This is a genomic window from Streptomyces globisporus (assembly GCF_003501885.1).
GTDB classification, from domain to species: Bacteria; Actinomycetota; Actinomycetes; order Streptomycetales; family Streptomycetaceae; genus Streptomyces; species Streptomyces globisporus_D.
In genome coordinates this window covers 1-6,158 of sequence record NZ_QWFA01000287.1, presented here as the reverse complement: position 1 = coordinate 6,158, position 6,158 = coordinate 1, and the positions used below count along the sequence as shown (strand labels likewise).

At 70.0% G+C, this 6,158-nt stretch carries 5 protein-coding genes, 1 tRNA gene, 1 other RNA gene and 3 pseudogenes; 5 read left to right on the top strand and 5 right to left on the bottom strand.

The genetic code is table 11. From position 1 onward, the window contains the following. Both D3105_RS31985 and D3105_RS31980 read right to left on the bottom strand, forming a co-directional pair. Window positions 1-418, bottom strand: a pseudogene (locus D3105_RS31985) (lysyl oxidase family protein); the annotation flags it as partial. Between the two features lie 218 nt (window positions 419-636). Then, window positions 637-910: pseudogene (locus D3105_RS31980) on the bottom strand (TetR family transcriptional regulator); the annotation flags it as partial. A 73-nt stretch (window positions 911-983) separates the two neighbouring features. Here D3105_RS31980 and D3105_RS35600 point away from each other — a divergent pair. Together D3105_RS35600 and D3105_RS31970 are read left to right on the top strand one after the other, a co-directional pair. Then, window positions 984-1,481 carry a hypothetical protein gene (locus D3105_RS35600; RefSeq protein WP_240647099.1) on the top strand — a complete coding sequence of 166 codons (498 nt, stop codon included), beginning with the start codon at window positions 984-986 and terminating at the stop codon, window positions 1,479-1,481. Next, window positions 1,478-2,767, top strand: coding sequence for a damage-control phosphatase ARMT1 family protein (locus D3105_RS31970; protein WP_412080923.1), 1,290 nt, complete (start codon window positions 1,478-1,480; stop codon window positions 2,765-2,767). The genes D3105_RS35600 and D3105_RS31970 overlap by 4 nt, the downstream gene beginning before the upstream one ends. 348 nt (window positions 2,768-3,115) lie before the next feature. Here D3105_RS31970 and D3105_RS31965 read toward each other — a convergent pair whose 3' ends face one another. Both D3105_RS31965 and D3105_RS35595 read right to left on the bottom strand, forming a co-directional pair. Next, window positions 3,116-3,685, bottom strand: a complete 570-nt coding sequence (locus D3105_RS31965) for a hypothetical protein (protein WP_123947598.1) — start codon at window positions 3,683-3,685, stop codon at window positions 3,116-3,118. 39 nt (window positions 3,686-3,724) lie between these two features. Continuing rightward, window positions 3,725-3,829, bottom strand: a pseudogene (locus D3105_RS35595) (IS5/IS1182 family transposase); the annotation flags it as partial. 279 nt (window positions 3,830-4,108) lie between these two features. Here D3105_RS35595 and D3105_RS35590 point away from each other — a divergent pair. Next, complete coding sequence (locus D3105_RS35590; RefSeq protein WP_240647098.1) at window positions 4,109-4,372, top strand: hypothetical protein; 264 nt, start codon at window positions 4,109-4,111, stop codon at window positions 4,370-4,372. Window positions 4,373-4,378: 6 nt separating this feature from the next. Here D3105_RS35590 and D3105_RS31950 read toward each other — a convergent pair. Further along, window positions 4,379-4,466: transfer RNA gene (locus tag D3105_RS31950), tRNA-Ser, on the bottom strand. Between the two features lie 166 nt (window positions 4,467-4,632). On the opposite strand from D3105_RS31950, the gene ffs reads away from it, so the two are divergent. Beyond that, window positions 4,633-4,729: signal recognition particle sRNA small type (gene ffs, locus D3105_RS31945), an RNA gene on the top strand. Window positions 4,730-4,787: 58 nt separating this feature from the next. Then, window positions 4,788-6,158 (top strand): DNA polymerase III subunit gamma and tau (locus D3105_RS31940; protein ID WP_118906350.1); only part of this gene is annotated, 1,371 nt, incomplete at its 3' end.

The following is a 6,158-nucleotide window of genomic DNA, read 5'->3' as shown; positions in this document are numbered from 1 at the left end:
CCGGAGGCGTTGTTGGGGCAGAAGGCCTCGGTCTGCTTCAGCACGGTCTTGCCGGCCGCGTCGGTGACCGAGATCTGCGCGAAGCCCGGCAGCCCGGAGAAGTCCTTCACGAGCCCGGCGGGCAGCGCCTTGGTCGTGGTCTTCTTCCCGTTCCGGAGCACCTGCGTGGCGACGACCGGATCCTTGTACGACTTACGGGTCACCTTGAGCTCGAAGGCGCCGTTCTCCGAGGTCAGGTAGGTCCCGAGGTCGAGATAGACACCGGGATCGTCCTTCCACGAGTCGAGCGTCACCGAGGTGGACGCGGCGATCAGGCTGAGCTTCGGCGTCGGCTCGGCCGTCTTGGCGTCGGGCGCGCCACGGCGATCGAGGGGCGGGTGAGGCGGTTGGTACGGCCCTGCGGGGATCTGGTCATCATTCCTCGTACTTCCGGCTTCCGAGTGCGCGATGGAACGTGGACGATCAGCACGGCCCCAAACTCAACTCACCTGTGGCGACGCCGTGTCCGGCCTGTGAGAGGCCGACCCGGGTGCTTCGGGTTGTCTCCGGTCCCCCGATTGGCGCAGGGTTGTCCGAAAAGGGCTGTAGTTGCCCTCGGCACCCGCCCGCCGAGGGGTTCATCCACAGCAGAGCCCCTCAGGCGCCCCGCGCCCGCAGGATTCCCTCGACGCCCAGGAGGAAGGTCTCGGCGATCGGCTTCGGGTCGGAGAGGCGGCCTGCGGCCATGGCGCCGTCGCGGAGCATGACGAGGTGCCTGCCGGCCGGCTCCGTCGGCGGGCTCGTCACCGACCTGCGCCGGCAACTCGGTGACGGCCTCCAGGAATAACTGGCGGTGGGCCAGGACGGCCTGGTGGATGGGGTGGGCAGCGATGCGAACTCGGCTTCCCTGAAAGGCACGTCCATGGGCACCCTCGTCGGATCCCTGCCACCAGCGTCCCGACCATCCTCCGCAGCTGTACTTCCTGCGCTTCGGGTTCGCCGCGGTGTGGGCCGCCCGGCTGTTCGCGACCGCCGGCGCCTCGTTCATCGCCCAGGCGGGCAAGGACGGAGCTTCCCTGACCAGCCTGGCCGGTTACGCCTTCCTCGGGGGCTTCTTCTTCCTCGTCTCCGCGCTCCGCCTGCGCGACGAGCACAGGCGACAGCCCAGCCGGAGCGCCCGGCGAGGTCGGGGCACCGGAGCGGTCCCGGCCGGCCTCGGGTGGCATCCTGCACCCATGCGAACCGGAACCGGACTGACCGAGAAGAACCTGCGGCGGCTCCTCAACGAGTGGGATCCGATCGGCGTCGCCGACGACGTGCCCGACGAGTACGACTGCATGCTCGCGCCCCTCCTGGGGAGGCTCCGCCGTGGCGCGGACCAGGCGGAGATCGCCGATTTCCTGCGGACCGAACTGGTGGAGCACTTCGGCCTCACCCCCGTACCGTCGCAGCCCGAGGCGATGGCCGGCCGCCTGGTGGCGCTGAAGGCCGAGGACGCGTGAGCGGCAAGCGACAGGCCCGGACCATGGCGGAGAAGTCGGCCCACAGTTCGGACGACGGCCCCGGCAGCGGCCCCCGCCCGACACCTGAGCAGGACGCACAGATCATCCTGAGCAACGAGCCCGGCTCGTTCGCCTGGGGCGTCCTGGCCGAGCGCCATCCGGCCCTGATCGAGCAGGTACGGGACGCCTTCCCGTACGGCCCCCGCCGGCGCGAGGCACTCGATGCCTTGCTGGAGCAGAACACCAACGGAGTGATCGAACCGCTCACCCCCTCGGAGCCCGACCACGAGCAGTGGTCGGCCTGGGGGCGGGAGTTCTTCGGGCGATCGTGGTTCGACGCCCCGTTCCTGTGGGCGGAGAGCTACTTCTACCGCAGGCTCCTCGGCGCCATCGGGTACTTCGGTACGGGCCCGTGGCGGGGCGTCGACCCCTTCGCCCCCTTCAAGCAGGCCGAGCTTCGCGGCACGGCGGTGGACGAGGAGCTCCGCGCCCTGGACGCGCTCGCCGACGTACCGGCCGACGAGCGAGCCACGGCCCTGCTGCACGCCTCGGTCTGGGGCAACCGTGCGGACCTGGGCTTCCGCGTCACGGAGGGGGATGCGGCACCCGGTGCTGCCGCCGATGACTTGGTCGCCGACGACAGCGCTCTGCTCTGGCAGCTCCTGCCCGCCGGAGCCGGCGCCACGGTCGCCGTGGTGGCGGACAACGCGGGGCGGGAGCTGATCCCGGACCTGATCCTCATCGACCACCTCCTCCTGCGCCGCCATGCCGAGCGGATCGTGCTCCACGTGAAGCCCTACCCGTACTACGTCTCCGACGCGATGACGGCCGACGTCGTGGACTGCCTGCGCCGGCTGCTGGATGCGCCCGGCGAGGCGGGCCGCATCGGAAGCCGCCTCTGGGACGCCATGGCGACGGGGCGCCTGGAGGTCCGAGCCCATCGGTTCTTCTGCGCGCCGCTGCCGTACGAGGAGATGCCGGAGGACCTGCGGGCGGAGTTCGGGGCGGCCACCTTGACGATCCTGAAGGGCGACCTCAACTACCGTCGCCTGGTCGGCGATCGGAAGTGGGCCGCGACGACGCCGTTCGCCCACCGCACGGCGTACTTCCCCGGGGCGGTCGCGGCGCTGCGCACACTGAAGTCCGACGTGGTGGTGGGGTTGGAGCAGAAGACGCTGGCCGCTCTGGAAGGCTCCGGCGCGGCTTGGCGTACGAGCGGTACGCATGCCCTGATCCAGGTTCGCGGGGAGACCGGCCCTCACCACGCCCCTCGCCCCAGCCCCTGACGTCACGCCGCCGGCGGATCGGCCCTCTCCGTTTCGACCGGACGCTCCAATAGGGGGAACGCGCAGTTCTCGGGGCGGCGTCCGAACCGTTGCACGGTGAGCGCCCCGAGCAACGCGGTGCCGTGATTCCCTCCGTCGCGGATTCGACGGAACTCGGCTTTCGCACCTGCCGGCGACGATGTCGCGTAGTGTCGGGAAGTGTGTTCACGCGCCTGCTTGTTCGGCCGGGGTGCGGGCATCGAACCTCCGCGATCGACCTCGTCAGAGCCCTGCTGCACCTAGGACTTGTCCGGCCGATCACGCGGCAGAGGCAGATGGAAACGCCCATCTTGCCTATTTGCTGACGGGCTACAGAGGCGCCAACTCCACCCTGCCTGTGAATCGGCCGCCCACTTGATCGGCCAGCCAGTGGACGCGGTCGATCTGGTCGCCGTTCCGATCCCGGACGTGAACGTGGACGGTGTGATCCTGCGACGGTTCGTCCTGGTAGAGGTCCCGGGAATTCACTGTCAGTGTGAGGTAGGCGTACTTCTGCGAGATCGCTTCCAGCCCGGCGTCGGGAACCGCAGGCCATGCGTTCAGATCCCACCGAACAGCTGCGGGGTCCGGCCCCAAAGCGGCGACGAAGGGCTCAGCGCGGTCCAGCGGACGCCCCCAGTCGAACACGTGGATCGGCAGACAGTCTGCGGGGTTGTCGTTGGCCTCCGAAGAACCATGCTGTTCGCCGGCCAACGCCCACCATTCGAGATCGGGCAGTACGCGACGTACGTGCGCCAGGACATCCGGCGACCTGATCACGGCTTCGAAGTCGACTTCTCCCTGGTCGATATCTGCCATGCCCAGCAAGGTACGCACCGCGCGTACGGCTTCAGCCAGGTCGGTGGTTGTGAGGACCGCAGCCGCAGCAGAGTTACTCATCCCGGAACCATAAGACGGCACTCAGGCGCCGACCGCGGCCTGGACCTGCTGGAGCAGACGTTCCCGGGCGCCGTCGGCCGACCGCAGACGGTGGCGTTCGCAGACGGTCCTCCACGGCCCGAACCGGCCGGGCAGATCACGCCACTGCTGCAGGACCCGTTGATGGTGGGGCCCTCGCACCCGAGTACTTGATCTTCTTGACGCGCTCGTGCGCGGCGGCCACGCCACCGACGATCCGCCACACCCCTTCGGTGGAGACGAAGGCGATGTGCGTCAGCGAGAGGGCCGGTCACTGTGGCGCGATTCACGCGGACTGGTTCGTCCCGGCGCTGTGCCTTCCGGAAAGGAAGCCGGTCTTCATCGAGGACCTGGTCCTGAGGAGCGCTACGGAGAGTGTTCCGGTGTACGTGCCCGGTCGAGGGAGTGGCCGCGCTGGACGGTGACGGCGTGATCACCTTCGCCGAGCAGGAGGTCGACCGTAACTGCCGGGCAGGCGAAGACAGCCCGCCCTGGGAGCTCGGGCTGTGCGCCGGCTGCACCCAGATGATGCGGCGTAACGGGCAGAACGCGGCGATGTACGGCAATGCGTGCCGGGCCGGCCACAACGGGCGGTGGGTGGAGCTGCAACCGCCAACGTCGAAGGCCCCCGCAGCGAGCTGCGGGGGCCTTCGACGTATTGCCCGGTGAGAGCAATGGCGGAGGATACGAGATTCGAACTCGTGAGGGGTTGCCCCCAACACGCTTTCCAAGCGTGCGCCCTAGGCCACTAGGCGAATCCTCCGCGGCAAACAATACAAGACGTTGGAGGGTGCTCGCGAACACGATCCCCGGAGATCGTCTTGAGGGGTCCCTCAGAGGTCCCGCGGGCGTTCCGCGGCGGTCTCGCGAGGTGGGGCGGTGGTCGAGGGCGGGTGGACCGGAGGGGGTGGGGATCCGCTAAGGTGGGCGTCAGCCCCTCACGTGGCGCTATCTGACTGAACTCCCCCAGGGCCGGAAGGCAGCAAGGGTAGGTTGGCTCTGGCGGGTGCGTGGGGGGCCCTTTGCGTTTGCCGCGACGTGGCTGTGGGGCCGGGTGTCAGTCCGCCCCGATAACCTCGTAGGTGTGTCGTCCCTTGCGCTGTACCGCCGCTACCGCCCCGAGTCGTTCGCCGAGGTCATCGGTCAGGAGCATGTCACTGACCCGCTCCAGCAGGCCCTGCGGAACAACCGGGTCAATCACGCGTACCTGTTCAGCGGGCCGCGCGGCTGTGGAAAGACGACCAGTGCGCGCATCCTCGCCCGCTGTCTGAACTGCGAGCAGGGGCCCACGCCGACCCCGTGCGGGGAGTGCCAGTCCTGCCGGGACCTCGCGCGGAACGGGCCGGGTTCCATCGACGTCATCGAGATCGACGCCGCATCGCACGGTGGTGTGGACGACGCCCGTGATCTGCGCGAGAAGGCGTTCTTCGGGCCCGCCTCCAGTCGTTACAAGATCTACATCATCGACGAGGCGCACATGGTCACCCCGGCGGGCTTCAACGCCCTGCTGAAGGTGGTCGAGGAGCCGCCGGAGCACCTCAAGTTCATCTTCGCGACGACCGAGCCCGAGAAGGTCATCGGGACGATCCGGTCGCGTACGCACCACTATCCGTTCCGGCTGGTGCCGCCCGGCACCCTGCGCAGCTATCTCGCCGATGTGTGCGGGCGGGAGAACAGCCCGGTCGAGGACGGCGTCCTCCCGCTCGTCGTGCGCGCCGGGGCCGGGTCCGTGCGTGACTCGATGTCCGTCATGGACCAGCTGCTGGCCGGTGCGGGCGACGACGGTGTGACGTATGCCATGGCCACCTCGCTCCTCGGGTACACGGACGGCTCCCTGCTCGACTCGATCGTCGACGCCTTCGCCGCCGGCGACGGGGCCGCCGCCTTCGAGGTCGTGGACCGGGTCATCGAGGGCGGCAACGATCCGCGTCGGTTCGTGGCGGACCTCCTGGAGCGGCTGCGGGATCTGGTGATCCTCGCCGCCGTGCCGGACGCCGGGGAGAAGGGGCTCATCGACGCCCCCGCCGACGTCGTCGAGCGCATGCAGGCCCAGGCCTCCGTCTTCGGCGCCGCCGAGCTCAGCCGCGCCGCCGACCTCGTCAACGACGGGCTCACGGAGATGCGCGGCGCCACCTCGCCCCGCCTCCAGGTGGAGCTGATCTGCGCCCGGGTCCTGCTGCCCGCCGCCTACGACGACGAGCGCTCCCTGCAGGCCCGGCTCGACCGGCTGGAGCGCGGGGCCTCGGCCGCCGCCGCCGGCGCCACGTTCGCCGCCCCGCCCGTCGGCGCCGCCCCGATGGGGTACGTACCGGGGCCGGACCTCCATGCTCCCCAGGGCCCCGCGCCCGCGGGCCCCGGCGGTCCGGACGCCGCCCGTGCCGCCGTACGGGGCGAGGCACCGCCCGCCGCCCCGGCCGCCTACGCACCTGTCCGCCGCCGAGGGTGCCGGCGGGGC

Excerpts from the sequence above, each read along its gene's own strand:
- D3105_RS31965 (WP_123947598.1), bottom strand. The coding sequence starts at position 3,685 with ATGAGTAACTCTGCTGCGGCTGCGGTCCTCACAACCACCGACCTGGCT.